28 protein-coding genes and 2 pseudogenes are annotated in these 26,144 nt (G+C 37.4%); 24 read left to right on the top strand and 6 right to left on the bottom strand.

All coding sequences use genetic code 11. The annotated features are described in order from the left end of the window. Positions 1 to 22 precede the first annotated feature (22 nt). Together FGL31_RS03925 and FGL31_RS03920 are read right to left on the bottom strand one after the other, a co-directional pair. Positions 23 to 791: pseudogene (locus FGL31_RS03925) on the bottom strand (ABC transporter ATP-binding protein). A 7-nt stretch (positions 792 to 798) separates the two neighbouring features. Further along, positions 799 to 1,534: pseudogene (locus tag FGL31_RS03920) on the bottom strand (MlaE family ABC transporter permease). Between the two features lie 211 nt (positions 1,535 to 1,745). Between FGL31_RS03920 and FGL31_RS03915 the strand changes: the two are divergent. Then, positions 1,746 to 2,666 carry a toast rack family protein gene (locus FGL31_RS03915; protein WP_138089765.1) on the top strand — a complete coding sequence of 307 codons (921 nt, stop codon included), beginning with the start codon at positions 1,746 to 1,748 and terminating at the stop codon, positions 2,664 to 2,666. Between the two features lie 28 nt (positions 2,667 to 2,694). Continuing rightward, complete coding sequence (ispG, locus tag FGL31_RS03910; RefSeq protein ID WP_138089764.1) at positions 2,695 to 4,701, top strand: (E)-4-hydroxy-3-methylbut-2-enyl-diphosphate synthase; 2,007 nt, start codon at positions 2,695 to 2,697, stop codon at positions 4,699 to 4,701. A gap of 82 nt (positions 4,702 to 4,783) precedes the next feature. Here the strand turns inward: ispG and FGL31_RS03905 are convergent, their stop codons facing one another. Continuing rightward, positions 4,784 to 5,569, bottom strand: coding sequence for an META domain-containing protein (locus tag FGL31_RS03905; RefSeq protein ID WP_138089763.1), 786 nt, complete (start codon positions 5,567 to 5,569; stop codon positions 4,784 to 4,786). A 246-nt stretch (positions 5,570 to 5,815) separates the two neighbouring features. Here FGL31_RS03905 and nuoH point away from each other — a divergent pair, with 246 nt between their 5' ends. The 15 genes from nuoH (at position 5,816) to FGL31_RS03845 (ending at position 18,157) form a co-directional block, all read left to right on the top strand. Next, positions 5,816 to 6,889: an NADH-quinone oxidoreductase subunit NuoH gene (gene nuoH / locus FGL31_RS03900; protein WP_138089762.1), complete on the top strand. Its 1,074-nt coding sequence runs from the start codon at positions 5,816 to 5,818 to the stop codon at positions 6,887 to 6,889. 3 nt (positions 6,890 to 6,892) lie between these two features. After that, positions 6,893 to 7,453 (top strand): 4Fe-4S binding protein, encoded by a 561-nt coding sequence (locus tag FGL31_RS03895; protein ID WP_138094652.1) that lies wholly within the window; start codon positions 6,893 to 6,895, stop codon positions 7,451 to 7,453. Beyond that, complete coding sequence (locus FGL31_RS03890) at positions 7,453 to 7,995, top strand: NADH-quinone oxidoreductase subunit J family protein (protein ID WP_138089761.1); 543 nt, start codon at positions 7,453 to 7,455, stop codon at positions 7,993 to 7,995. Before FGL31_RS03895 ends, FGL31_RS03890 begins: the two co-directional genes overlap by 1 nt. After that, complete coding sequence (gene nuoK / locus FGL31_RS03885) at positions 7,992 to 8,297, top strand: NADH-quinone oxidoreductase subunit NuoK (RefSeq protein WP_138089760.1); 306 nt, start codon at positions 7,992 to 7,994, stop codon at positions 8,295 to 8,297. Before FGL31_RS03890 ends, nuoK begins: the two co-directional genes overlap by 4 nt. A gap of 29 nt (positions 8,298 to 8,326) precedes the next feature. Next, positions 8,327 to 9,337: an NADH-quinone oxidoreductase subunit 5 family protein gene (locus FGL31_RS03880; protein WP_262709037.1), complete on the top strand. Its 1,011-nt coding sequence runs from the start codon at positions 8,327 to 8,329 to the stop codon at positions 9,335 to 9,337. Continuing rightward, a complete protein-coding gene (locus FGL31_RS27465; protein ID WP_262709036.1) occupies positions 9,306 to 9,683 on the top strand; it encodes a proton-conducting transporter transmembrane domain-containing protein in 378 nt (125 codons plus the stop codon). Before FGL31_RS03880 ends, FGL31_RS27465 begins: the two co-directional genes overlap by 32 nt. Positions 9,684 to 9,699: 16 nt before the next feature. Further along, positions 9,700 to 10,302: a NuoL/Nad5 family protein gene (locus FGL31_RS24480; RefSeq protein WP_232046249.1), complete on the top strand. Its 603-nt coding sequence runs from the start codon at positions 9,700 to 9,702 to the stop codon at positions 10,300 to 10,302. A 1-nt stretch (position 10,303) separates the two neighbouring features. After that, positions 10,304 to 11,908, top strand: coding sequence for a complex I subunit 4 family protein (locus FGL31_RS03875; RefSeq protein WP_138089759.1), 1,605 nt, complete (start codon positions 10,304 to 10,306; stop codon positions 11,906 to 11,908). Positions 11,909 to 11,919: 11 nt separating this feature from the next. Then, the gene (locus tag FGL31_RS27460) at positions 11,920 to 12,519 is read left to right on the top strand and encodes a proton-conducting transporter transmembrane domain-containing protein (RefSeq protein ID WP_262709035.1); all 600 of its coding nucleotides are present in this window, start codon (positions 11,920 to 11,922) and stop codon (positions 12,517 to 12,519) included. Then, positions 12,473 to 13,420 (top strand): NADH-quinone oxidoreductase subunit N, encoded by a 948-nt coding sequence (locus FGL31_RS03870; protein WP_262709034.1) that lies wholly within the window; start codon positions 12,473 to 12,475, stop codon positions 13,418 to 13,420. The genes FGL31_RS27460 and FGL31_RS03870 overlap by 47 nt, the downstream gene beginning before the upstream one ends. Before the next feature lie 86 nt (positions 13,421 to 13,506). Beyond that, the gene (locus FGL31_RS03865) at positions 13,507 to 14,112 is read left to right on the top strand and encodes a DUF4254 domain-containing protein (protein ID WP_138089758.1); all 606 of its coding nucleotides are present in this window, start codon (positions 13,507 to 13,509) and stop codon (positions 14,110 to 14,112) included. Positions 14,113 to 14,121: 9 nt separating this feature from the next. After that, positions 14,122 to 15,144: a glycosyltransferase family 9 protein gene (locus FGL31_RS03860; protein ID WP_138089757.1), complete on the top strand. Its 1,023-nt coding sequence runs from the start codon at positions 14,122 to 14,124 to the stop codon at positions 15,142 to 15,144. Positions 15,145 to 15,192: 48 nt separating this feature from the next. Beyond that, a complete protein-coding gene (locus FGL31_RS03855; RefSeq protein WP_138089756.1) occupies positions 15,193 to 16,431 on the top strand; it encodes a glycosyltransferase in 1,239 nt (412 codons plus the stop codon). A gap of 90 nt (positions 16,432 to 16,521) precedes the next feature. Continuing rightward, entirely contained in the window at positions 16,522 to 17,331 is an 810-nt protein-coding gene (locus FGL31_RS03850) for a glycosyltransferase family 2 protein (RefSeq protein ID WP_138089755.1), read from the top strand. A 1-nt stretch (position 17,332) separates the two neighbouring features. Then, positions 17,333 to 18,157 carry a glycosyltransferase family 2 protein gene (locus FGL31_RS03845; RefSeq protein WP_138089754.1) on the top strand — a complete coding sequence of 275 codons (825 nt, stop codon included), beginning with the start codon at positions 17,333 to 17,335 and terminating at the stop codon, positions 18,155 to 18,157. 25 nt (positions 18,158 to 18,182) lie between these two features. Here FGL31_RS03845 and FGL31_RS03840 read toward each other — a convergent pair whose 3' ends face one another. Continuing rightward, positions 18,183 to 18,872 (bottom strand): glycosyltransferase, encoded by a 690-nt coding sequence (locus FGL31_RS03840; protein WP_171017536.1) that lies wholly within the window; start codon positions 18,870 to 18,872, stop codon positions 18,183 to 18,185. Beyond that, positions 18,856 to 20,040 carry a glycosyltransferase family 2 protein gene (locus FGL31_RS03835; RefSeq protein WP_138089752.1) on the bottom strand — a complete coding sequence of 395 codons (1,185 nt, stop codon included), beginning with the start codon at positions 20,038 to 20,040 and terminating at the stop codon, positions 18,856 to 18,858. The genes FGL31_RS03840 and FGL31_RS03835 overlap by 17 nt, the downstream gene beginning before the upstream one ends. 134 nt (positions 20,041 to 20,174) lie before the next feature. On the opposite strand from FGL31_RS03835, the gene FGL31_RS03830 reads away from it, so the two are divergent. From FGL31_RS03830 to FGL31_RS23070, 7 genes are all read left to right on the top strand, one after another. Then, positions 20,175 to 20,660 carry a SixA phosphatase family protein gene (locus FGL31_RS03830; RefSeq protein ID WP_138089751.1) on the top strand — a complete coding sequence of 162 codons (486 nt, stop codon included), beginning with the start codon at positions 20,175 to 20,177 and terminating at the stop codon, positions 20,658 to 20,660. Between the two features lie 22 nt (positions 20,661 to 20,682). Continuing rightward, positions 20,683 to 22,692, top strand: a complete 2,010-nt coding sequence (locus FGL31_RS03825) for a thioredoxin domain-containing protein (protein ID WP_138089750.1) — start codon at positions 20,683 to 20,685, stop codon at positions 22,690 to 22,692. A gap of 20 nt (positions 22,693 to 22,712) precedes the next feature. Further along, positions 22,713 to 23,213 carry an FKBP-type peptidyl-prolyl cis-trans isomerase gene (locus tag FGL31_RS03820; RefSeq protein ID WP_099372101.1) on the top strand — a complete coding sequence of 167 codons (501 nt, stop codon included), beginning with the start codon at positions 22,713 to 22,715 and terminating at the stop codon, positions 23,211 to 23,213. A 134-nt stretch (positions 23,214 to 23,347) separates the two neighbouring features. Then, positions 23,348 to 23,569, top strand: coding sequence for a hypothetical protein (locus FGL31_RS03815; protein ID WP_138089749.1), 222 nt, complete (start codon positions 23,348 to 23,350; stop codon positions 23,567 to 23,569). 431 nt (positions 23,570 to 24,000) lie between these two features. After that, on the top strand, positions 24,001 to 24,354 hold the full coding sequence (locus tag FGL31_RS23080; RefSeq protein ID WP_197734085.1) for a sulfatase-like hydrolase/transferase: 354 nt from the start codon (positions 24,001 to 24,003) through the stop codon (positions 24,352 to 24,354). Beyond that, positions 24,290 to 24,784 (top strand): sulfatase-like hydrolase/transferase, encoded by a 495-nt coding sequence (locus FGL31_RS23075; protein ID WP_232046248.1) that lies wholly within the window; start codon positions 24,290 to 24,292, stop codon positions 24,782 to 24,784. The genes FGL31_RS23080 and FGL31_RS23075 overlap by 65 nt, the downstream gene beginning before the upstream one ends. Then, positions 24,702 to 25,463, top strand: coding sequence for a sulfatase-like hydrolase/transferase (locus tag FGL31_RS23070; RefSeq protein WP_197734083.1), 762 nt, complete (start codon positions 24,702 to 24,704; stop codon positions 25,461 to 25,463). Before FGL31_RS23075 ends, FGL31_RS23070 begins: the two co-directional genes overlap by 83 nt. A 9-nt stretch (positions 25,464 to 25,472) precedes the next feature. Here the strand turns inward: FGL31_RS23070 and mnmC2 are convergent, their stop codons facing one another. Then, positions 25,473 to 26,138 (bottom strand): tRNA (5-methylaminomethyl-2-thiouridine)(34)-methyltransferase MnmC2, encoded by a 666-nt coding sequence (gene mnmC2 / locus FGL31_RS03805; RefSeq protein ID WP_138089748.1) that lies wholly within the window; start codon positions 26,136 to 26,138, stop codon positions 25,473 to 25,475. Between the last annotated feature and the right edge of the window lie 6 nt (positions 26,139 to 26,144).

The raw sequence follows: 26,144 nt of genomic DNA, 5'->3' as shown, positions 1-26,144 counted from the left end.
AAAATTCAACGGAACTAATATTCTACCTGTCTTCTTCCTTTAAGCTTTCCCTAGCGGCTTTCATCAACGGACTAGCAAAGACAAAGTCATTTAATTCTTTGTTGTCAGACTTCAACATGTCCTGATTTGACCCTTCCCAGTATTTTTTTCCTTTATATAAGAACAGGATATAATTTCCGATCCCCATTACGGAGTTCATATCATGGGTCACCACGACGGTTGTACATTTATATTCTTCGGTCAAATCGAGCACGAGTTCATCGATCAAAATTGAAGTCGCTGGATCAAGGCCTGAATTGGGCTCGTCACAGAATAGATATTTTGGGCTCATACTGATTGCCCTGGCGATACCTACCCTTTTTTTCATACCCCCTGAAAGCTCAGATGGATATAAATCATTTTTCCCAGCCAAGTTTACACGTTCCAAAACAGAAATTTGCACGATCAATCTTTTCCGCTTTGCTCATTTCGGTGAACATATCTAGGGTAAAGACGATGTTCTGTTCAACGGTCATGGAGTCAAAGAGTGCGGAGTTCTGAAAGAGCATTCCAATTTCTTTACGAATTGGAACTTTCTCTTCGAAATCCATTTTTGTAAATTCTTGTTTGTCAAAGAAGACTTTACCTTGGTCAGGCTGATGCAATCCGACGATACACTTCAGCAAAGTACTTTTCCCAGAACCGGATCCACCAATAATAAGACTTACTTTGCCCGGTTCAAAAATGGCATCAATTCCATCAAGAACAAGGTTGTCACCAAATGACTTATGTATATTTGTTACTTCAATCATAAATTAATTACAACATTAATGCTGTGATCAGATAATCACATGCTAATATGGATATACATCCTATTACTACAGCTCTCGTGCCTGCCTGTCCAACCTCCAATGCTCCCCCGCGGACGTGAAATCCTTTATATGCTGGAACTGATGTGATAATAAACCCAAATACTGTTGCTTTTACCATCGCTACCACCATTGTGAACCCATTAAACCCACCTCTAATCCCTTCAATATAATCATCTGGTGTTACGGCTCCTGACAATGCTCCACCGAGAAGACCACCCACCAATGCACAACCGATAGCTATAATAACCAATACAGGTACCATAATTACTCCTGCAATGATTTTAGGGAGGATCAAATATCCAGCGGCATTTATACCCATGATTTTCTAGGGCATCGATTTGTTCGGTTACACGCATGGAACCGATTTGCGATGAAATAGCGGATCCCACTTTCCCCATCAATACCAATCCTGAAATGGTTGGCCCGAGCTCCAAGATATTGGAGTCACGATTGATCTGACCGATTACAGAAGTTGGGATCAAATCCGAAACCAACTGAAAGGCAATCTGCATGGTCATTACCGCACCGATAAAAGTAGAAATAATAACAATTAAGCCCAACGACCCAACTCCAATCTCTGTCATTTCGTGGAAGATCTCTTTGAGATAGATCTTCATTTTTTCAGGTTTTCGAAAAACCTTCTTCAACAACAGGATATATTCACCAAAATAATAAAATATCATACGTTGGTTTTCTTATATATTTTTGTTTTTAATCAATAATTCTAACGTATCCTTAACAAAATTGTTTTAGATGCGTTCAAGATACAAATTCTGAATGAATCTTTTCACCGACAAAACTAATTGATTTACCGAAAAAATGACAAGTCAAGCCTATTTTCCATTATTTAATTTGTATTATCGTATTAGTTTTGGTTAACAAAGCTAACAAACAATGAACAATAAAATTGCAACAGGGATATGGTTGGTATTTGCAGGAGTTGTATTCTTGCTACACAATCTGAAAGTTATAGACTTCAATTTTTTCGGCATTATTAATTTATGGCCATTAATTTTGGTTTCCATCGGGGTAAGTATGTTACTGCAGGGTCGGACCTATGGAAAATATATCGTTATAGGAACCAACATCATTTTATGTGGCATAATATTCTATAATGGTGTTACCAGTAAAGCAAGTGTTTACGATAAACTTGAGAACATAGATTTTTCATCATCTGACAATGAAGTGTCGGGTTCTTTTGCTCAATTGGTTTCTCAACCCATGCCAGCGGTCATTGAATCGGCAAAACTCACAGTGAATGGTGGAGCGGCAAAATATAATTTTACGACAGGCAATGATTCCAGCCATGTTATGACAGCGAAAACATCCCAATCAACTGCTTCTTTAAATCTGAAGAGTAAAGGTGATCGCGATGTCAAGCTGGAGTTGAACAGCAAGATGAAAAACAACAAGTACAACAATAGCTTGATCAATGTTGAGTTAAACAGAAAACCGATCTGGGAGTTTGAGTTTAATGTTGGAGCGGCAGCTATTATTGGAGATTTCAAAGATATTCGTGTCAAGAAACTTGAAGTAAATTCTGGTGCAAGTTCTTTAGACATCCACCTTCCCAAACCAAATGCTGGCGTTTCAGAAATTGAGGTGAATACAGCTGCTTCGAAAGTTCTTCTATACTTACCGAAGGGTGCCGCATGCCAAGTAGAAACAGACGCTTTATTCTCTAACAATAAATACGAGGATGTTGATATTGTGCAAGATGACTACCGCAAGAGCAAAAATTACGACCAAGAAGCCAATAAATATGACATCAAGGTTTCGGGTGCGGCAAATTCATTATCGATCTTACGCTATTAAACGTGAAATTAGCTAACTTTGCATCGATATGGAAAGTAAGCATTTGATAACATTGTCGGGGGGCTATTGCAACAGCAAGACTGAATATTCTAGGTTTTTCACCCGGGAAGTTCAAATTGGGGATATCCCGATGGGAGGCAACAACCCTATTCGAATCCAAAGTATGACTACGGTTGACACGATGGATACGATGGGTTCAGTAGAGCAGACCATAAAAATGGTTGATGCCGGTTGTGAATATGTTCGCATCACTGCACCTAGTATCAAAGAAGCTGAAAACCTAGCCAATATTAGGAAGGAACTTAGAGCTCGAGGCTATACTGTTTCTTTAGTAGCAGATATCCACTTCACTCCAAATGCTGCTGAGGTTGCAGCCCGAATCGTTGAAAAAGTAAGAGTGAACCCTGGCAATTATGCCGATAAAAAGAAATTTGACCAAATCGATTATACTGACGCTGCCTATCAGGCAGAGTTGGACCGTATCTATAAAAAATTCGCCCCATTAGTAAATATCTGTAAGGAATATGGTACTGCCATGAGGATCGGCACCAATCATGGTTCTTTGTCTGACCGGATCATGAGCCGTTATGGAGATACTCCTGAAGGTATGGTTGAATCGGCATTGGAATTTATCCGTATCTGTGAGGACTTGAATTATTACAATTTATGTGTATCCATGAAATCCTCAAACCCACAGGTGATGGTACAAGCCTACCGCCTATTGGTTGAGAAAATGGTTGCAGAAAATATGAATTACCCATTGCACCTCGGTGTTACTGAAGCAGGTGACGGAGAAGATGGCCGAATAAAATCTGCAGTTGGAATAGGAACTTTACTGGAAGACGGGCTTGGAGATACCGTTCGTGTTTCTTTGACAGAAGAACCCGAAAAGGAAGCTCCAGTAGCAATAGCCTTAGTAAATAGATACAGTAAACGTGTCCAGGATTTATTGGAAACTCCAAAAAGAGAAGTTATCCAATTGGCACCAGAAAGAGCAACCAGTCCTTATGAATCGGATGAGGTGAATGCTTTTATTGGAGGATCATTGGTTCCAAGAATTATCGTTGATATTTCAAATCAAAATCTGAAAGATCCTTTTATTCTTTCTGATGTAGGGTATAAGTATGATGCGCTGTTAGACAAATATCATATGGGGGACCAATCTGTTGATTTTGTGTTCTTAGGTGATTCCCTTCCCTCCTTTTCTATGCCTGGAAACTTAAAACAGCTATATAATTATAAAACTTGGTTGGGGTTAGAAAACAAGACTAATATCCATCCGATCTACACTTTGCAGGAATACAATGCAGCAGAAACTAAAGACGCTGCGATGAACCTGATTTATGTGAGCAACGATCAATTGGAATCGGAAGATTTTGCGGCCTTGCAAATTAATAAGACTACTGTTTTTATTCTTGAAACCGACCATTTGCATGGTATGGCAGATCAAAGGCAATTCTTTACGAATTTTCAAGAGATCGGTATTCATGCTCCAGTGATCATTAAACGCAGCTATCCAGCGTCTGAGTTTTCAGGTCCTATTGGTGACATTATGAATCCGGAGGAGCCTATTTCCAAGATCCAATTGTATGCAGCCACGGATTTTGGGGCATTGCTTATTGATGGCTTGGGATCAGGGATCTGGTTGGACTCTCCAGCAACACCAACAGATAAAATTGCGTCGGTTTCCTTTGGGATTTTACAAGCGACAAGATCTAGAATTTCAAAAACAGAATACATCTCCTGTCCGAGTTGTGGTAGGACACTATTTGACCTTCAAGAAACTACACAGATGATCCGTAGCAGGACCAATCACCTGAAAGGGTTAAAGATTGGTATTATGGGTTGTATCGTAAATGGTCCCGGTGAGATGGCCGATGCAGATTATGGCTATGTGGGTGCCGGCCCCGATAAAATCACTTTATATAGAGGGAAAGAAGTGGTGAAAAGAAATGTATCCTCGGCAAAAGCATTGGATGAACTGATTGAGATCATCAAATCAGATGGTTTATGGGTTGAAGAAACCCTTAACTAAAGCCAACACTATAAAAAATAGAAAGCGCCTGAGAAAAATTCTCAGGCGCTTTTCATTTATCTAGATATTCGAAATAGAATTCTTATTTATTCTTTTTAAATCTCATTACGGCAATATCACCAACGATAAGAGTTAACTGGTCACCATTTACACTTTGAACATTTACTTTTTGCAATGTTTGGAAGAATAAAGGTTCGCCATTTCCTTGACAAGCCATTCTTGTCGATGCAATAGGTGAAAACTTAATGTTACGACCATTAACTTCTGCACTTGAATTAAAGTTATTACAACCTCCATTACCTGTTACTTTATTCGAGTTAGGGTCGAAGGTAATGGTTGGTTTATTATTTGGGTACAATTCTTCGAATGTGGTACCTGCACCATCGATATAATCCAAGGTCCATGTTCCTGCCAAATTATTTTGAGCATCTACTTTACGGAATTTCGCCAACGGAGCTTTTTTTCCTTGATTCAAGGATAAGATGTCGGCATTCAAGGTGTAATTATTCGTGTTTTTGAACACTTCTGACAACAATTTATCAGTTTCCATATCATCACAAGCCATCATGGTAGACATTCCTGGCTTAAATGTGATTTTTCCATTTCCACCAAAAAGGTATTCACCTCCCATTGTATTACAACCGCCGGATGCTGCATATCGAGTTCCGTCGTTCATGAAGTCTAAAAATGGTTCCTTATTATTTAACTTACCGGTAATTTCTTTCCCATTCAATTCGATTAGTACCCATCTGTTACCTGTTATTTCAGATTGCTCAGATGATTGATTTGCTACAACTTTTTTCCCTCCAGCGCAGCTAGCAAATAAAATAGTTAAAACTGCCAATGCACTAAAAATAGATTTTTTCATATATATCATTGTTTAAACTCTTATTATTAATACCTAAAATTTTCCAAAAGGTTTAAAAAATAATTTTCCAATCAGTCAATTTTGGATGGATATGACAAATACCATGCAAAGATTTAAAACTGGGATAAACTTTCAAAAATTTTGATTAAACAGTCAAAAAACCTTTGTAAATGACATTATATATGGCTTATTTAATACGATTTTCCTTATGTTTGTAGCTAATTAAGAATTAATCTAAAAAGCAGATTGGACAGCTTAATCATTAATATCCTAACACCTGTAGCAATATTTCTGTTTATTGCACTTTTTACGCTATTTGCTGTGTATGCAGAGCGTAAGATAGCGGGTTTTGTTCAGGATAGGTTAGGTCCCATGGAGACGGGAAAATATGGTTTATTGCAGACCTTTGCTGATATCCTCAAACTCCTTCAAAAGGAATTGATTTCTCCATCCGCTGCGGACAAAATCCTATTTGCTGCCGCACCGGTTATAATATTCGTTGCCGTTTTCATTGGTTATAGCGTTGTACCCTGGGGACCAGATTTATTACCATCCAATACACATACAGGTCTATTTTTCATTATGGCAGTCGTGTCGATAGATGCGATTGGTATCCTTATGGCTGGCTGGGGGTCAAACAATAAGTTTTCATTATTGGGATCCATCCGCGCCATTGCACAAATGATATCTTATGAGCTACCAGTAGGTTTGTCCTTGATAGCAGCTGTCATGATTACCCAAACCCTCAATTTAAATGATATCGCTTTAAACCAAGGTGTTTGGGCAACCCAAGATATATACTTCTTGGGATTCTGGAAAGTGAATGATATTGGTGGCTTATTGACATGGAATGTATTTCAGGCACCCCATCTACTGATTAGCTATGCTATATTTTTTATAGCGACTTTGGCCGAGTGTAATAGGGCACCATTTGATATTCCAGAGGCCGAAAGTGAATTGATTGGAGGATTCCACACTGAATACGGTGGAATTCGGTTTGCTTTTATTTTTTTGGCGGAGTATGCCATGATGTTCTTGGTGTCGATGTTGGGTGTTGTGATCTTCTTGGGAGGATGGAATACGCCATTGCCTAATATTGGTCCGGCAAGATTGGCGGATTGGACTACGGGTCCTATTTGGGGGATTTTCTGGACATTGTTGAAATCCCTATTTATTGTTGCTGTTCAAATCTGGATTCGATGGACATTACCTCGATTCCGTGCTGATCAGCTGATGACTTTATGTTGGAAGATCCTTATTCCTTTGGCTTTTGTTTGTATGGCCATTTCAGGATTATGGAGAATACTAATAATGATATAATTGATACTTAAAACGACGATACAAGGAGTGGCGACTGCCCTTAAAGGACTTACATTAACGGTGAGACACCTTTTTAGTGCCCGCAAAAAGCGTCAATCACTGGATATTAAGAAAGAGAATTATTTTGACCAACAAACTGGGGTAACGACGGTACAATATCCTAGGGAAAAAATGCCAATCCCTGAAGTCGCCAGGTACCAATTGGACGTAGAAATAGATGATTGTATTGTTTGTGATCTATGTGCGAAGGCATGTCCAGTTGACTGTATAACCATTGAGGCCATTAAATCTCCAGAGGCTATTGGCAAAACTTCTGATGGCTCAGTAAAAAGACTGTATGCTGCAGAGTTCGATATTGACATGGCAAAATGCATGTATTGTGGTCTATGTACTGTAGTATGTCCTACTGAGTGTATTACCATGACTGATAAATATGATCGTGTAACTACTAATCTTGCCGACTTAACCTATTCCTTCGCAGATATGACCGCTGAAGAAATCAAACTTCGAAAGGAAGAATGGACGAAGTTTCAAGCTGAAAAGGAGGCAGCAAAGAAAAAATAATGGAGTTAGCCATATTTTATGCTTTTGCCGCTTTGACCTTAGGGTCTGCCCTATTGGTAGTTAGTCTCAAAAATACAGCTCGGGCATTATTTCTATTCTTTGTTGTTTTATTCGGCATGGCTGGGCTGTTTATATTTGCTTTAGCTGATTTCGTGGCAATTACACAAATCATGGTCTATGTAGGCGGTGTATTAATCCTTATGATTTTTGCATTTATGCTTTCCAACAAAGAACTATTGGCAGATCTTCAGAATACCTCAGCAAGGTTTCTTTCCTTACCCAATTGGCAATCTTTATTACTGTGCATAGGATTTCTTGCTGTGATGGTTTACGGAATTATTGAATGGCAGGAAAATAGTCCAAATTGGATAAACGAAAATATTCGCAGTGGTCAAATTATCAAATCTACTGATAACAACATCAATCAATTGGGAATCAAATTTATGACTCAATATCTCTTGCCATTTGAGGTTATATCTATCTTCTTATTGGCAGCTTTGATCGGTGCAGCACATTTATCTCGAAAGGAGGATAGTAAATGATCACGCTTACCCATTTTCTGATTGTATCTGCGTGTTTATTTTGTATTGGTCTTTACGCCATTATAGCGAAGAGAAACGCCATTATGATTTTGGTAGGGATTGAATTTGTTATCAATGCTTCAATCTTGAATCTTGTAGCTTTCAGCCGATATGATAAAATAAACTATGGCGGACAAATATTTGCGCTTTTCGCCATTGTTTTGGCAGCAGCAGCAGTTGCAGTCGGTCTCGCCATTATTTTAAATGTCTATAGAAAATACAAAACAATCAATCCGGATAATATAACCGATTTAAGAGACTAATGAGTGAGCTGCTTAACATATCGCCAGTAATGGGAAGCATACTTGTTGTGCTTCTGCCTTTCCTTGCTTTCCTCATTCAAGCAATCCTTGGAAAAAGAGGCAAATCAGGTAATGTTTCATTGATTGCGATTCTTTTAAGCACTATTTTGAGTCTAATATTTGTCTTTGCTGAGGTATGGAAATCTACTCCTATTTCAGCTGACTACAATTGGTTTACCATAGGCACCCATACGTTTACGATAGGAGTTTTATTAAACAATCTAACTGTATTAATGCAGTTAATTGTTTGCGTTATCGCATTGCCTGTTCATATTTATTCTAGGACTTATATGAAGGGTGACCCTGGTATCCATCGGTATTGGATGTACCTGAGTTTATTTTGTTTTTCGATGTTGGGGCTGACTATTTCCAACAATCTATTAATGATGTATATCTTCTGGGAATTGGTTGGTTTTGCATCTTACCTCCTGATTGGATTTTGGTTCACGAAAGAATCAGCTGTACAAGCAAACAAAAAAGCTTTTATAATCAATAGAATTGGTGATTTAGGATTTTTATTGGGTATCGCATCAGTTTATTCTATTTATGGAAGCTTAAACTTGGTAGAACTTTTTGGCAAGGAAGGATTGGTATCAACATTACCTCAGGCAACTGCAGGTTGGATGACATTTACTGGCATCTGCTTTTTTGTTGGTGCAATGGCAAAGTCGGCTCAATTTCCCTTGCATGTTTGGCTACCAGATGCTATGGAAGGTCCCACTGCAGTTTCCTCTTTAATCCATGCTGCTACCATGGTTGCTGCCGGAGTGTTCTTAATAAGCACCGTATTTCCTCTTTTCAATGAGACTGTGCTGCTATTTATAACCATCATAGGTACCCTTACAGCATTGTTATCGGCATATTTTGCTCTCAGCCAAAAAGATATCAAACGAATTTTGGCTTTTTCCACTATTTCTCAATTAGGTTATATGGTTGTAGCGGTTGGGGGTTGGAGCTTGGGATGCTGCGATGTTTCACCTAGCCACCCATGCTTTCTTTAAATGCCTCCTATTCCTTTCTGCAGGTGCAATCATCCATGAAATGGCACACCTAAAAGAAGCTAATCATTTAGACATAGACCCCCAGGACATCAACAACATGGGAGGATTGAGGAAGTGGATGCCAAAGACATTCATGCTCATGTCGATTGCTTCTCTAGCATTAGCTGGTTTCCCATTGACCTCTGGTTTCCTTTCAAAAGATGCTATTTTGATTTCCACGTTTGAATGGGCTTTGCATCATGGACAAGGTTTTGTTATTATCCCAATCGTTTTAACCATTGTGAGTATTTTGACGGCGTTCTATATTGGAAGGCTGATTTTCAAAGTGTTTTTTTGGAGAATTTAGACTACAAGTTGAGAAAATGAATATTCATGAAGCCAACCTAACCATGATTGGTCCCATGATTTTTTTAGCAATTTGTTTATTATTTTTTGTGTTTTCTTGGAATCCATTTGCATATCATCATTCTTTTATTTTAAGTGGTTTTGATGTAAAATATTCATTCTCTGAAATTCATTCATTGCATATTATTCTGCCGATTTTCTTGACTCTTGGATCTGCAATTTCTTGGGCAATAGGCTGGAAGTGGTATGTAAAAAATAAGTATCCATTAAATGCTCAGAATGGATGGATCGCACTTTCCCTGAATCAGGGTTATTTAAACGAGATTTATCAAAAGGCTTTTGTCAATAGCACCTTGAGCTTGAGCAATGGCTTATATTGGTTTGACAGAAATATTATTGATGGGTTTGTCAACATGTTGGCCTCGGTCGTTCGAGGAACCGCTCAATTGAGCAGTTGGATTGACCGCAACATAGTGGATGGATTGGTAAATACAATTGGTGGCACGACCTATTATATCGGCCACTTATTGAGATGGGTACAAAATGGAAGGCTCCAGAATTATTTGGGTTTTGCCTTCACGGTATTATTAATTGGAATAATTTATTTGATATTAAAATAAGATGGGTGCATTATCCTTACTTATATTTCTTCCTTTGATTGCTTTAGCAGGGATCTTGATTCTTCCCAACCGGTTTGGGCAAAGCTTCAAGTATATCGCATTGGTTGTCACCTTAGTTCAATTTGGGTTGGCAGGTTATCTGTATGCTAATTACAATGGAATAGCTGGCAACTTTAACGAAGTTTCAAGCTATCAATATGTCGAGCAATTACCTTGGATAAGGTTGGATTTAGGATCCCTTGGTAAGCTTGAAATTGACTATTTCCTTGGTGTCGATGGGTTTTCATTGCCTTTATTATTGTTAAGTGCTTTTGTGATGCTAATGGCTGTAGGTGCATCATGGAATATGGAGAAAAGTAAAAAAGGATATTTTGCGCTTTTGATGCTGTTGAACACTGCTGTCATGGGTATATTTTGTGCTCTTGATTTCTTCTTGTTCTATGTTTTCTATGAAGTGATGTTGCTTCCTCTATACTTTTTGATAGGTATCTGGGGAGGTGCCAGAAGAGAATATGCCGCGATCAAGTTCTTTATTTATACTTTATTCGGGTCAGTATTTATGTTATTGGTGATTGTTGGACTTTATTTTTCGGTTCAAAATCCAAATACTGGAGCACATACCTTCAATATGCTTTACATGATGAACCCTGAAAACTACGTTCAAGGTTCATTCTTTGATTTCTTGGGAAATAGCAATGAAATATTGGGTATACCGGCGAGAATGATTGGTTTTATAGTACTTTTCATTGCATTCGCCATCAAGATTCCTATTGTTCCCTTACATACCTGGTTACCTGATGCACACGTAGAAGCTCCGACCCCTGTATCAATTATTCTTGCAGGGATACTGTTGAAAATTGGTGGTTATGGTGTAATCCGTATCTGTTTGGGAATCTTTCCTGATGCAGCCGCCGACGCCAATTGGTGGTTGGGCCTAATTGGTGTTGTTTCTATTATTTATGGAGCATTAAATGCCTTGGCACAAACCGATTTAAAGCGTCTGATTGCATATTCATCAGTTTCGCATATGGGTTTTGTATTGTTGGGAATTGCTTCACTTACCGCTGAAGGTATTTCAGGCGCTATGTTCCAGATGCTGAGTCACGGTTTTTTATCAGCTGCCCTATTTTTCTTGGTTGGTGTAATCTATGACCGCGTTCATGATAGGTATATTTATAATTTCCGCGGATTGGCTGGTATTATGCCCAAATACACCGCTTATATTGCCATTGCTTTTTTTGCATCCTTAGGATTGCCAGGATTCTCCGCATTTATTGGTGAAGCATTTGTTATCATCGGAACATTCAATGCTGAGAGCATGAATACTGGAATTCCTCGCTGGATGGCCATTTTTGGATCATTAGGGATATTGATGAGTGCAGCATATTTCCTTTGGACCTTACAGCGTATGTTCTTTGGTCAGACAAGATTGAAAGGAGGCGAAGAATGGGCCCATAAATTATCAGATCTGAATACCCGAGAACAAATCATTTTATTTCCAACTTTGGCTTTAGCACTATTATTGGGCATCATGCCTTCATTGGTTTTTGCTGTGCTGAATGACTCTGTTCTGAACTTATTAAATTTGGTTACAACGTACTTGTAGAGGATTGATAGATGAATGATTTTGTATTCCAGGTAACAGATAGTATAGACCATATCATTCGGTCAATTCCTTTGTTCAAGGTTGAATTTGCCTTGTGTATTGGCTTTCTGTTGAGTATAGCTTGTACTCTTATTTTTGATAAATATTGGAAGCAATCTTCTTTCTTCATTACAATCCTGACTATAATTTCTGCATTTATCATTTTATTGACCCAACATGATTATACCAATCATGGGTTCTATGGCATGTTAACGGTTGACAAAACCTCATTTTTCGCTAGGGTTTTTATCTCTCTTGGATTATTTGTTTCAACGATATTCTTACAGCAACATTTTGCAAACAGAGATTTCAAGAAAAGAAAAGGTGATCTTTATAGTATTTTACTTGCAGCAGGGATTGGTCTGAATTTATTTTCAATGACCACCCATTGGTTGATGGCGTTTATTGCGATTGAAATGGTTTCCATCTGTTCTTATATATTAGTTGGTTATTTTTCTGAGAACAAGAAACAGGCAGAGGCGGCGATGAAATATGCCTTATTTTGGTTCTGCATGTTCAGCGGTTATGTTATATGGGTTGTCTTTGATCTATGGTTTTACCGGCGACCTTAATTTTGCGAGTGCAAGGCATATTCAAGGTTTGATCGCAGCACCTGAGGTGATGGTCAGCATAGCGATTTTGTTTGTATTTACTGGAATTGGATTTAAATTGAGTTTTGTTCCTTTCCATTTATGGGCGCCAGATGTATATGAGGGTGCTCCTACCCCTGTTACAGCATTTCTTTCCACTGTCCCTAAAATTGCTGCCATTATTCTGATGGCAAGGTTGGCTACAGCTTGGATCAGTACCCCCTTTTATTTCAGCGAACTTACGTTCCTTTTCATCAGTATAGTTTCCATTGTCACGATGCTTGCAGGAAACCTAATTGCATTGAGGCAAACGGATATCAAACGTATGATGGCCTATTCTTCCATTGGGCACACTGGATTTCTGATGATGGCGATTATAGGATACAGCAATGGACAACAAGACATCCTTTTCTTTTATATTCTAGTGTATACACTGATGAATCTTGCTAGTTTTGCGTTTATTGATGTGCTGGAACAGAAATTGGGAAGTACACAAATAAGTTCATATACCGGGCTCGGCAAAAAATTACCGCTCGTATTCACGTGTTTTTCCCTTGTCGGCATTTCCTTGATCGGCTTACCTCCTACGGCAGGTTTCGTAGGGAAACTATTAGTATTCAGCAGTATCTTTGAAATCTACCAATCTGCCGGTGATCAGATCTTCCTGTGGTTACTGATCGTAGGAGCATTGACTTCAGTGATTTCACTGTTCTATTACTTCAAAATCCCCCTTTATTCTTTTCTGAAGACAAATAAAGAAGATGAAGCGGTTATTTCTGAAGACAGTAAAATCAGCATTATGCTGGTAATAGGCGTTGTGCTAACTGTTTTGGTCGTGCTGTTTGGAATTTTTCCTACATTGATAATAAATCATCTATTTTAGAAAAATAGATTCCTTTTGTTTATAAATTTATTATCACAAAACGTTTATCACCTATCTCATATCTCCTCTATTCACTATATTTGTACATGATCAGTGCTATAGCAAACAATATTTTTCAGAAGGTAATTGAAGATTACCACGTTCATGATAAGATTGACCAGCCGATTGCCAATCCATATGGTCGGGAGAGTTTGGAGCATTTACTTTACCTTAAATGCTGGATAGACACAGCACAGTGGCATATGGAGGATGTTATCCGAAACCCAAATATTGACCCTCGGGAAGGACTTTATTGGAAGCGAAGGATCGACCGCCAAAATCAAGAACGCACGGATACTGTTGAGTTTATTGACAGCTATTATCTTCAGAAATTTGCTGATGTTGTGGCATTACCTGATGCCAAGATCAATTCTGAAAGTCCTGCATGGGCAATTGACAGGCTATCAATCTTAGCTCTTAAGATCTACCACATGAACTTGGAAACCTTGCGTACAGATGTTTCGAATGCTCATCTTGAAAGTTGCCAAGAGAAACTTCAAATCCTGCTGGAACAAAGAAAGGATCTATCTCAAAGTATTGACGAGTTGTTGGCAGATATTGAAACAGGTAAAAAATATATGAAGGTCTACAAACAGATGAAAATGTACAACGACCCTAATTTAAACCCCGTACTTTACGGAGCTCAAAAGTAAATTCTCTACATGAAGCGGATCTTGGTCACTAGATTTTCTGCCATGGGTGATGTAGCCATGGTTGCATCGGTATTGAGAGAGTTTCAAGATCAACATACAGACACGGAAATTATCATGGTTTCGCGCCCTTTATTTTCTGCGTTTTTTGATGGGATTCCGCGTTTGAAATTTCACCAATTTGACCCTAAATACAAACATAGAGGCATGTCTGGGCTGGTGAAATTATTCAAAGAATTGAAACCGTATGGAGCAATACAAGTGGCTGACCTCCATAATAACCTAAGGTCAAGGTTTTTGGATATACTTTTCAGAACAGCGGGTTACCAAGTGAAAATCCTAGACAAGGGTAGACCTGAGAAAAAAGCCTTAACAAGGCAACAGAACAAAGTATTCAAACAACTCAAACTTACTACAGAGCGATACGCCGATGTATTCAGAGCTTTGGGATATCCAGTTAAACTTAAACATCATTTAGAAAAACAACATCGCCTCATTCCTTCAGGTATGATGCCTATATTAGCTTCAAACTCTAAAAAAATAGGTATTTCAGCTTTCGCTCAACATCCATTTAAGGTTTTATCTATGGAGAAAATGACCGAGATAATCAAATATTTGTCCGACCTTGGTACTCAGGTGGTTTTATTTGGAGGTGGTCAAGCTGAAAAAGATATCACTGAAGAATGGGCAAGGAAATTTCCAAACGTTCATTCTGTGGTTGGGAAATATAAACTGGGTGAAGAGCTTGATATTATTGCACATCTGGATTTAATGATCAGTATGGACAGCTCAGGAATGCATATGGCATCCTTAATGGGAGTTCCTTGCATATCCATCTGGGGCGCAACACATCCGTTTGCGGGATTCCTTGGCTATGGCCAAAAAATGGAAGACTGTGTCCAAGTGGAACACCCCAATAGACCAAATTCGGTTTATGGAAATAAATCATGCTTGTGTGATGGAGTAGAGGCCATAGACCTCGTAACTAGTGAGATGGTGATTGAGAAAGTGAAAGCTAAATTAGATTTTGAGTAGCGATTTATTGTTGAAAATACGTATTATTTTAATAATTCTATTTTAAATATGGAAAAGATTTGTTTTTTAGTTTGTCAGTATGGGAAGGAAGTAAATGGTGGGGCGGAATACCATTGCAGGATGCTAGCAGAACGTTTAGTAGATGATTATGAAGTTGATGTATTGACAAGTAAAACTATAAATTATAGCACATTTGAACCGTATTACACAAATGAAAAAGAATCTTTAAATGGAGTTAACATATTAAGATTTGATTGTGAGCCTTATAATGCTGATGTCCATCAAAATTGGCGCAAAAAAACAAAATTTTCCAGAAAGATAAGAAGAAATTTATATCGATTGGGCATATTGGAGACCCTGTCCAATATTATTCCAAAGTGGGACTTAGGAATTGAAAATGAAGAAAAATTACTTCAAACTCATGGTTTTTATTCTGTAAAACTATTAAAATATCTGGAAGAGCATAAAGATGATTATAAAGCTATTATTTTATTTTCTTATGTATATCCGCATACTGTATTTGGTGCTAGAATAGCACCACACAAAACCCTACTTATACCTACTGTACATAATGAAGGTGATGTATTCCGTTCTGTCCATACTCATGTATTTACATCAGTGAAACATATTGGTTTTAATACGGAGGAAGAAAAACACCTGACTCAGCGTATTTTTGGTAAAAACATATCCCCAAACAGCATACTGGCTGTGGGCGTTGAAACGGAATTTGAAACTGAAATATCTAAAGATTTTTTAGAAGAAAAATTTCAAATCCCAGATAAATATATCCATTATTTTGGGAGAGTATGTGGGTCTAAAATGGATAAACTAATACCATGGTTTATAAGTTATAAAAAGAAACATCCAAGTAACCTAAAACTGGTATTAACTGGGAGATTATTTCAAGAAAGAATTGAACATCCTGATATCGTGTTTACAGGTTTTGTCACTGATGAGGAAAAGATTTCTTTGATAAAAAATGCAACACTAATTGTAAACCCATCTAAAAATGAAAGTTTGTCTTTACTGTTATTAGAAGCAATGAATTTGGGGAAAACTGTTTTAGTAAATGGTAAATCTGATGTTTTAGTTGGACATGCTAAGAAAAGTGGACACGCAACAGAAGCCTATTTCAATGAAAACGATTTCCATCAAAAAGTCCATAAATATTTTTCCAATCCTGACCTTCTTGAGAAAAACAAATCCAAAGCTAAGGAATATGTTCAAAACCATTATTCATGGCCTTTAATTATGGAAAGATTGAAAAATCTTCTCAAATCCATGTAATTTGCATAGTTGAAATAAATTTAAAAAACCATAATTTCGCAATTCAATAATATAATATATAATTGATGAACTTTTGGTTAAATTAATAGGATGAAAATGGATTGCACCTTAATTATCGCAACTTATAACTGGCCAGGCGCTCTCCACTTATGTTTAAAAAGTGTTGAAGAACAAACTGTTTTGCCTACGGAAGTTATTATCGCTGATGATGGTTCTACACTGGAAACTAAAAATCTAATTGAAACCCTTCAAAAATCTTTTCCTATTCCAATTGTTCATCTTTGGCAGGAAGATTTAGGTTTTAGAAAAACCATCATCTTAAATAAATCATTTGCTACATCTAAATATGATTACATAATTCAAATTGATGGAGATGTTTTTCTGCATAAAAATTTTATTAAAGATCATTTAAATGCTGCCCGTCCAAATTTTTTATTACAAGGAAGCAGGGTCATGTTAAGTAATGATTATTCAAAAAAATTAATTGAGGAACTTGATACAAATCCAAACCTTTTTGGTTGGGGCAATAAAAGAATTGAAAATGGGTTTCGAATTCCCATTATTTCTCATTATTTATTGAATAGATATAAAAATTCTTACCCCATTTATTATGCACGTGGGGCTAATATGTCTTTTTGGAAAAAAGATATATTTGCAGTAAATGGATATAATGAATCTTATGAAGGATGGGGACATGAAGATTCAGACCTTACTTTAAGGATGATGAATAATGGTGTTAAAAAGTCAATCGTTAAATTTGCTGCGATTGTTTACCATCTTTATCACACGGAAAAGAAAAACACATTTCAAGAAGAAAGAAATAAAGAAATCATGGAACATACGCTTAATAATAATATCACTTGGACAGAAATAGGAATAGACAAACATTTTTGCGAATAGTATGGCCATTCAAATCAAAAAGCCTAAAACTGTAACAGTTTTAGTATCAACTTACAATTGGCCAGAAGCACTTGAGCGTTGTTTACAAACTGTTTGGGAACAAGACCGTTTGCCTGATGAAATCATTATTGCAGATGATGGTTCAGAAGAAGAAACGAGAAATCTTATCGATAGATTAAAAATACAATCTCCAGTACCTTTAATCCATGTATGGCATCCTGACAAAGGATTCAGATTAAGTGTTATTAGAAACAAAGCAATAGCTGTAGCAACATCAGAGTATATAATTCAAATTGATGGAGATATATTAATGGACTCCCATTTTATTTCCGACCACCTTTATTTAGTTGAAAAAAACAGTTTTTTATGCGGGAGTCGTGTGTGGATTAACCAAGAGCATAGCAAGGAATTATTAAATCAAAAAGGTGTCATTAAAGTTGATCGAAGTAGATTCCCTTTGTCGTCAATTTTAAATAGTGTTAGGTCAAAGTTTCTCTCAAAATTTTTGGCAGACCGATATAAGAAAAACCAACCGGCCATTTTAAGAGGTTGCAATATGTCATTCTGGAAACAAGATATTCTCGACATAAATGGATATAATGAGAGTATACAAGGTTGGGGTTCGGAAGATTCGGAAATGGCCTTCCGATTGATGAATAAAGGTGTTAAAAAAAGATTCCTCAAATTTGCTGCTGTTGCTTATCATCTATATCACAAAGAGAATAATAAGGACAACCTGGCAAATAATGACATTATCTTAAAAAATACAATTGAAGAAAAAAGAATCTGGACTGAATATGGAATTAATAAAAATAATACTTTTTAATTCTATTCTTCTATAAAATAAATTTTTAAAAATTATTGTCATAAAAAGCATTTTGAGATTCCTGCTTCTTGATTTCTTTATCATGAATCAGAGACATCTCATATTTTTTACCTTTTACACGTCCTAATTTTTTATAACCTGTAAGCACTTCATGAACCTTATTTTTCCATGATATAGAACATTTTGTATTGAGTTTAAATATTCGCGTTTGCCAATCTGGGAAATTGATGTAACCGTCTTCATTCATTTCCCAATTCCATTGTTGAAGATGATCATTAGTAATTCCCGCTACTGTATTAATCCTAGATACCATAAAGGCATCGTATTTTGACTTTAGTGATAAATATCCTGGCAAAGATTTGATCAGTTCATCCGTAAGCAGTTCATCAGCATCTACCTGAAATAGATATTCACACTTTGCCAATGTTATTAATTGATTTTTAAACGTGGCAAAATCTCCATTTAATTTTGACTCTGCCTTAATAATCTTGTTTCCATAATCACTTAGAATTTCGGAAACACCCTCATCTCTATTCGTTACATCTTGTAACACTACAATTTCATCCTTCTGTCTAATTCTTGGTATTAAAAAATCTAATAATTTTTTAATTTCCAATCGTTCATTACAAACCGTAATTGCATATGTGATTGAAGGACGTTTGCCAAATAAATATGAAAATATAGACACTAGAATAAATTTATTTTTGATTAACAACTGTTGGAAAATTCTTTTCTAAAGATCGAAAATTATTTATTTTTCCAGAAATATTTCCTGTCTTAATTTTCGTATAATCTTTAAATAGGCTTTTGATGAATTTTTTTGATTTTATTTCATTTCTTGCAATTATATCAGATAAGTTTTTTATCCGCAAGTAATCCTTCTCTTTCATTTTTCTCTCATCCAAATAGATTATAATATCATGTTTCTGGAGTTTATTTTTTGATTCCAATCTTTCACTTAAATCAATTTTTGTGGTTGTTTGATATTTATCCACATAACTTTTTTTATCAAGATCAGAATATACTTTCGCGAAAAAAGGTTCAATTTCAAACATTCCATCGACAGTTGCATTTTCGACAACGGCAACTAGGTCATATGCCTTTTTAAAAGAGCCATTGGGATGGCATCTCCATTTTCTGAAAAAGTTCTTAAAACTCAATTCCTCAATAGCTTTTGTCCTTTTTTCAAATTCCTTGGAATGCCTAGAAGTTTTGCTGACAAAATGATAACCAATAGCTTTTGGTACAACTATAAACCTTGAATTTTGAAGATAAAACCGCACCATAAGGTCCGAGTCTTCATAAAACATTGGATAAAACAAGGTATCTAGGCCCCCCATCTCAATTAGCCATTTTCTCTCTACGCATATAAAGAAACTTTCATCATTGGTTTCAAAAGGATTTTGCTGCTTATGAGCCTCCTCTTCAACATACTTATCAAAGCCTTTCTCATCAAAGCTCATCAAATCATTTCCAAAATCAATATTTGTTTTCCAATCTCTTTTATCATCTGCAAAAATTGGTGGCTCCACAAGCGAATAGAAGAGCACAGCATCCTTTTGCCATGATTTCACCAATTCCTCCAAAAATCCCTTACCAATAATGATATCATTATGGAGATAACTAATTAGTTTTGAAGTAGATATTTCAACTCCTTTATTATAAGTGTGAGAAAGTGACTTGGACTCTTCGGAATAATAATATTTTAAATTCCTATCATTTAAACTATCCAACCACTCATGGGTTCCATCACTACTACCATAACTGACAAATACCACTTCGACCTCTTTATATAATTCGCGTAATCTTTTGTAGAATGACTGAGTGTAGTCTAAATTATTTTTTAATCCTACTATTAGCGATATTTTTTTTTCAAAATCCATTTTATTTATTAAACAGTACCACTATTTTCAACGAAGTTAATAAACATCTGTCACAATACTATTTCTTAACAATTTCAGAACGATTTATTAATTATTAAATTTTTATCTTGTATGCCTCACAAGCTAATAATATCATGAATACACTATACCTTATCAGGCACGCTAAAGCAGAGGAGCATACTTTTACAAAGGATGATTTTGACAGGGATTTACAACAAAAAGGGATCGATAGAGCTAATAAAATAGCGAATGAGCTCAAGAAATCTCTTCATATTGATGAGAAGACTTTAGTTATTTCTTCTTCAGCTAACCGTGCGATTCAAACGGCAGAAATTTTTTGTTCAATTTTAGGTTATCCAATTGATTCCATTCAACAGACTAAAGATATTTATGAGGCTCATTTCACGGATATCCTCAAAGTTATCAATACAGTTTCTAACCAATTTGATAAGCTCTTGGTATTTGGTCATAATCCCGGTCTTTCTAACTTGACAAACTATTTAAGTCATTCTGAAATTGATTTAGCGACTTCCAATGTTTCGATCTTACAATTGGAAGGAGACCTTACTTTTGAAATGTTGGGTGGTGGTACTGCGAACCTAATTGGCTTATTAAAATAATATTTTTTTACCTTCGTAATGTATGGCAAACAAATTACAAGGAGAGGGTTCACCCTATTTAAAGCAACATGAACATAATCCTGTTCATTGGTTTCCGTGGGGTGATGTGGCGTTAAGGAAGGCAAAGGAAGAAAATAAACTGATCATTGTCAGCATAGGTTATTCCGCCTGTCATTGGTGCCATGTGATGGAACGAGAGAGTTTTGAGAATGATGCGATCGCAGAGACAATGAACAAATTCTTTGTTTCTATTAAGGTTGACCGGGAAGAACGTCCTGATATCGATCAGATTTATATGATAGCGGTTCAGTTGATGACCAATTCTGGTGGATGGCCATTAAATTGCATCTGTTTACCTGATGGTCGCCCTATCTATGGAGGCACTTATTTCAAACCACATGATTGGCAGCAGGTACTGCTTCAGATTGCGCAAATGTGGGAAGAAAAACCCGAGGTAGCGATAGATTATGCCGAGCGCCTTACTCAAGGAATCCAACAGGCCGAGAAACTTCCCATTCAAGATATTCCAGAACAATTTAAACTAGAAGATATTCTACAAGTTGTAGAGCCTTGGAAAGAGCAATTTGACCCTAAAGATGGTGGATATACTCGCGCACCAAAATTTCCACTGCCCAATAATTGGATTTTTTTCCTGAAATACGGTTTTCTGAATCATGATCAAGAGGTATTGAATCATGTCCATTTTACCTTGGAGAAAATGGCAAATGGTGGTATTTACGATCAGATTGGTGGTGGTTTCGCGAGATATTCCGTGGATGGCAAATGGCATGTACCGCACTTCGAAAAAATGCTTTACGACAATGGTCAACTCTTGAGCCTTTACAGTGAGGCATACCAGCAACGTCCAAATATCCTTTATAAGAATGTTGTTGAAGAAACTTTCGAATGGGCAAAAAGAGAGATGTTGAATCCCAATGGAGGATTTTATTCTGCATTGGATGCTGACTCTGAAGGAGTGGAGGGTAAATTCTATACCTTTGAGTATGATGAGTTTGATGTTTTGGAAGATGATGCAGAATTAGCAAGGAATTTCTTCAACATCAAAAAGAGCGGTAACTGGACTGAAGAGCAGATCAATATCCCCTTTGTCAATTCAGACGACTTAAGCATGATTTCTGAAGCTGGCTATTCGGAAGATGAATGGCAGGAGCATTTAAAAGACATAAAATCAAAATTATTGTTGTACAGGTCGAAGAGGATTCGTCCAGGATTAGACCATAAGCAGTTGACCACATGGAATGCATTATTCCTCAAAGGATTGGTTGATGCCTACAGAACTTTCAATAATCAAGAATTCCTAGATCTAGCCATAGGTATCGCAAACTTTATCGAAGATAAATGTTGCCAAAATGGCAGACTTTTACATCAACCCTCAGACCATAATCGAACAATTTACGGTTTTTTGGACGACTATGCATTTACCATTGAGGCTTACATTTCTCTTTATGAAGCGACCTTTGATGAAGTGTGGATAAACAAAGCAAAATCCTACTCAGATACCGCTATACCCCTATTTTATGATGAGAAAATAGGCACATTTTATTATAGCAGTTCCGAGGCAGAAGTATTAATTGCGAGGAAAAGTGAGATTATGGACAATGTTATTCCTGCCTCGAGCTCAACAATTGTCAGGGATTTGTATAAACTCGGCTTATTATTTGATAATAGTAGGTACACGGAAATTGCAGATCGTGTTTTTGCGAATGTATTTCCACACATCAAATCTTATGGTTCCGCCTACTCAAATTGGGCAATCCAATTATTGGATTTACATTTTGGAGTTTGGGAGATTGCAATCACAGGAGACGATGGCCTAAAATGGAGAGAAGAACTTGATAAGTATTACATCCCAAATAAAATCACATTGGGAGGAACAAATAGCAAGCTTCCTTTGTTAGAGCATAAAGACGGTGCTGTCTTAAAAGCATATCTTTGTCAAGATAAGACTTGCAGTCTTCCTCAACCGTCGATTGCAAATATTATAGAATTAATAAATAATAAACAGGGATAGAATCCCAAAATCTAATTAGAATGGCAGTAGAAAACAACAATGTAGTAACATTGAATTATGTTCTTCACACAATTGAAGATAATGGTGAGAAGACATTTGTAGAGCAAACAACAACTGAAAATCCTTTAACTTTTTTATACGGTGTAGGTATGATGCTTCCTAAGTTTGAAGAGAATATCGCTGGATTAAATGCTGGTGACAAGAAATCTTTCGAATTAGAGGCTGGCGATGCTTACGGTGAGCGTGATGATCGTGCTATTGCACAATTACCTGCTGACATGTTCAATGAGACAGGATTACCTCCAGTAGGAGAAGTTCTTCCTTTACAAGACAACCAAGGAAATCAATTCCGCGCTGTAGTAGTTGAAGTAACTCCAGAAGCAGTTGTTGCGGACTTAAACCACCCAATGGCTGGAAAAAAATTAAACTTCGATATCGAAATCTTAAACACTCGTGAAGCAACTCCAGAAGAATTATCTCATGGACACGCTCATGGTGCTGATGGTAACGAAGGTCACTAAGAGACGGAAACACCTCAAAAAAAAGGTCACTGAGAAATAAATCTCAGTGACCTTTTTTTTGGGATATGACGATTTAGATGTGAGATATGACGATTTAGATGTGAGATATGAGATATGAGATTTGAGATAGTAAATTGGAAATTGAAAGGGAGAGATGGGAAGAGATAGGATTACAAAAAACATCACGACATAGTGTGGCTGAATTTGCTGTGGTTGGGACTGAATCGTTGGCTGGTGGAGACACCAGCCAGGGCGGAAAAGTCAGCCGTAATGGCGTAACTGTAGATGCTGTGATGGATGGCCATAGTTTCCTACCAAGACGTGTTGCCATAGGTGCCGTTATGGATGTCCCATAGGTGCCGTGGTCGGTGTCCGTAGGTGCCGTGGTCGGTGTCTCCACCGACCACTATTCCAGATCTCTGGCAAGTTATTAGGTTTTGTATTGCTGGCTGGTGGGGACACCAGCCAGGGCGGCAAAGTCAGCTGTAATGGGTAACCGTAGATGCTGTGAAGGATAGCCATAGTTACCAACCGAGGCGTGTGGCCATAGGTGCCGTTATGGGTGTTCGTAGGTGCCGTTATGGGTGTTCGTAGGTGCCGTGGTCGGTGTCTCCACCGACCACTATTCTAGATCTCTGGCAAATTATTAGGCTTTGAATTGCTGGCTGGTGTCCCCTCCAGCCAGAGCATGAAATGTTTTGGCCGATGGGTCCCAACCAGTCTGTCCGGCGGTTCATATCTCAAATCTCATATCTCACATCTCATATCTAATAACTATCTTTATCCTATGAACCGATTCCTTACTATCTTATTTCTTTTATCCTTCTCTTCGATCTCCTTGGGTCAAGGAAAGGAAGCACAACCTAATATTGTCTTGGTATTTATGGATGATTTGGGTTATGGGGATTTGGGGGTTACGGGTGCTTTGGATTACCATACTCCGGTATTGGACCGGATGGCTAATAATGGTATTAGGTTCACGAATTTTTTGGTTCCTCAAGCTGTTTGTTCGGCTTCGAGGGCAGCATTGTTGACGGGTACCTATCCCAATAGGATGGGAATCAGTGGCGCATTTTATGCCAAATGCAGGGGTTGGTCTAGCACCGGAGGAAGAAACCCTGGCGGAAATGCTGAAAAGTAAAGGTTATGCTACCCAAATCATTGGAAAGTGGCATCTGGGAAATGAGCCTGAATTCCTCCCTACTAAACAGGGTTTTGATGCTTATTATGGGATTCCTTACTCAAATGATATGTGGCCGGTAGGATTTGATGGGAAACCTGCAAAAACTGACAGTTATGTTGCCAAATATCCAGTTTTGCCTTTATTGCAGATCAAGGGAGGTCAGGAAAGACCAGACACAGTCATGAAGATAAATAACTTGGAAGATCAAGCTGTTCTAACAGAAAAATATACTCGACAAGCTGTTGACTTTATCAACAATAACAGGAAAAAGCCATTTTTTCTATACCTAGCACATAGCATGACGCATGTTCCAATTGCTGCTTCCAAAAAAGTTCAGAGGAACCTCAGAACAAGGCTTATTTGGAGACGTGATGCAAGAAATCGATGATTCCATGGGTCAAATCCTAAAATCTCTGAAAGATAACGGCATATCAGATAATACCATCGTAATCTTTACAAGTGATAATGGTCCATGGTTGAACTTTGGAAACCATAACGGATCTTCTGGAGGATTCAGGGAGGGAAAAGGTGCCAGCTGGGAAGGTGGTCAACGTGTTCCCTGCATCATATCATGGCCAAACAATATCAAAGAAGGTCGAATAAACAACAACCTGACCAGTAGCATGGATATCTATGCTACTATTGCAGAACTCAGCAATTTTAAAGGTCAAAAAAATCAAATTGATGGTATCAGTTTTTTAAATCAGATTTCCGATTCCAAGGCGCCAGGACATAGGCAATCCATGTATTACTACTATAACAAAAATGATCTTGAGGCGGTCAGATATAAGAATTGGAAACTGGTATTTCCGCATAGATCAAGATCTTACGAAGGTATTTTACCGGACAATGATGGCTTTGGCGGAAAATACAATGAACATGAGATAAAAGAAATGGAACTTTATGATCTTCGTCGAGACCCAAGCGAACGCTATAATGTTATTGAACAGAATCCTGAAATTTTGAAGGTTTTGCTAGGCATAGCTGAGGAAGCTAGAAATGATCTTGGCGACAATCTGACCAAGTCTGAAGGTAAAAACAGAAGGCCACTGGGCAGGATAAAATAGAGAAGAGGCCTATAATTTTGTTGCTCTCAGCATTTCTCTCTTTCCGGGTGCTCCTGGGGCTTTTTCGATACTGAATCCCAATGCCTTCATGGCTCTTTTTAAATTTCCGGTGATGGCATAAGTTACAAAAACACCTCCCGGTCTTAAGAATTGACATACATGCGCCAAAGTTTCTGGAGTCCACATTTCAGGTTGATGGATTTCAGCAAATGCATCAAAATAAATTACATCAAACCTTTCTTCCGATTGAAAATCCATAACCTTTTGGTGTGCGATTTCAAGTTGGATGAGTTCATTAAAAGAGAGTTTGGATTCAAGCGCTTTAGCGTAATTCTCAACAAATTGGTCCCATATTTCGGTGTTTACATATTGATTGTATTCGGACTGCACAATTAGCTCTGGCTTGAGCGGATAGGCTTCAATACCAATATAATTGAGATTTACATTGTTTTTAGAACAATAATCAGCTGTTAACAAGAAATTCAATCCTGTACCAAAACCAATCTCCAATATGGATGCAGATTGGGAGGATTCCTTGTCCAGCCAATAGCGGAGACCCGTATTCAGGAACACATGGATACTTTCCTGTTGGGCACCATGTTTTGAATGATAGTGTTCACCTACCTGATCATGGTATAAAGTTTTTGAGCCATCTGCTGTTTTAACGAATTCCATTATTTA

This window comes from Sphingobacterium daejeonense (genome assembly GCF_901472535.1).
GTDB classification, from domain to species: Bacteria; Bacteroidota; Bacteroidia; order Sphingobacteriales; family Sphingobacteriaceae; genus Sphingobacterium; species Sphingobacterium daejeonense.
This window is presented reverse-complemented; position numbering and strand designations above follow the sequence as displayed.

Coding starts and splice junctions, on each gene's coding strand:
- FGL31_RS03820 (WP_099372101.1), top strand. CDS start 22,713: ATGGCAGTAGAAAACAACAATGTAGTAACATTGAATTATGTTCTTCAC.
- FGL31_RS03860 (WP_138089757.1), top strand. CDS start 14,122: ATGAAGCGGATCTTGGTCACTAGATTTTCTGCCATGGGTGATGTAGCC.
- FGL31_RS03865 (WP_138089758.1), top strand. CDS start 13,507: ATGATCAGTGCTATAGCAAACAATATTTTTCAGAAGGTAATTGAAGAT.
- FGL31_RS03915 (WP_138089765.1), top strand. CDS start 1,746: ATGAACAATAAAATTGCAACAGGGATATGGTTGGTATTTGCAGGAGTT.
- FGL31_RS03870 (WP_262709034.1), top strand. CDS start 12,473: ATGTTATATGGGTTGTCTTTGATCTATGGTTTTACCGGCGACCTTAAT.
- FGL31_RS03850 (WP_138089755.1), top strand. CDS start 16,522: ATGAAAATGGATTGCACCTTAATTATCGCAACTTATAACTGGCCAGGC.
- FGL31_RS03855 (WP_138089756.1), top strand. CDS start 15,193: ATGGAAAAGATTTGTTTTTTAGTTTGTCAGTATGGGAAGGAAGTAAAT.
- FGL31_RS23080 (WP_197734085.1), top strand. CDS start 24,001: ATGAACCGATTCCTTACTATCTTATTTCTTTTATCCTTCTCTTCGATC.
- FGL31_RS24480 (WP_232046249.1), top strand. CDS start 9,700: ATGAATATTCATGAAGCCAACCTAACCATGATTGGTCCCATGATTTTT.
- FGL31_RS27460 (WP_262709035.1), top strand. CDS start 11,920: ATGAATGATTTTGTATTCCAGGTAACAGATAGTATAGACCATATCATT.
- FGL31_RS23070 (WP_197734083.1), top strand. CDS start 24,702: ATGTTCCAATTGCTGCTTCCAAAAAAGTTCAGAGGAACCTCAGAACAA.
- FGL31_RS03835 (WP_138089752.1), bottom strand. CDS start 20,040: ATGGATTTTGAAAAAAAAATATCGCTAATAGTAGGATTAAAAAATAAT.
- FGL31_RS23075 (WP_232046248.1), top strand. CDS start 24,290: ATGCCAAATGCAGGGGTTGGTCTAGCACCGGAGGAAGAAACCCTGGCG.
- mnmC2 (WP_138089748.1), bottom strand. CDS start 26,138: ATGGAATTCGTTAAAACAGCAGATGGCTCAAAAACTTTATACCATGAT.
- FGL31_RS27465 (WP_262709036.1), top strand. CDS start 9,306: ATGTTTCACCTAGCCACCCATGCTTTCTTTAAATGCCTCCTATTCCTT.
- FGL31_RS03880 (WP_262709037.1), top strand. CDS start 8,327: ATGGGAAGCATACTTGTTGTGCTTCTGCCTTTCCTTGCTTTCCTCATT.
- FGL31_RS03905 (WP_138089763.1), bottom strand. CDS start 5,569: ATGAAAAAATCTATTTTTAGTGCATTGGCAGTTTTAACTATTTTATTT.
- FGL31_RS03845 (WP_138089754.1), top strand. CDS start 17,333: ATGGCCATTCAAATCAAAAAGCCTAAAACTGTAACAGTTTTAGTATCA.
- nuoK (WP_138089760.1), top strand. CDS start 7,992: ATGATCACGCTTACCCATTTTCTGATTGTATCTGCGTGTTTATTTTGT.
- FGL31_RS03890 (WP_138089761.1), top strand. CDS start 7,453: ATGGAGTTAGCCATATTTTATGCTTTTGCCGCTTTGACCTTAGGGTCT.
- FGL31_RS03825 (WP_138089750.1), top strand. CDS start 20,683: ATGGCAAACAAATTACAAGGAGAGGGTTCACCCTATTTAAAGCAACAT.
- FGL31_RS03830 (WP_138089751.1), top strand. CDS start 20,175: ATGAATACACTATACCTTATCAGGCACGCTAAAGCAGAGGAGCATACT.
- ispG (WP_138089764.1), top strand. CDS start 2,695: ATGGAAAGTAAGCATTTGATAACATTGTCGGGGGGCTATTGCAACAGC.
- FGL31_RS03875 (WP_138089759.1), top strand. CDS start 10,304: ATGGGTGCATTATCCTTACTTATATTTCTTCCTTTGATTGCTTTAGCA.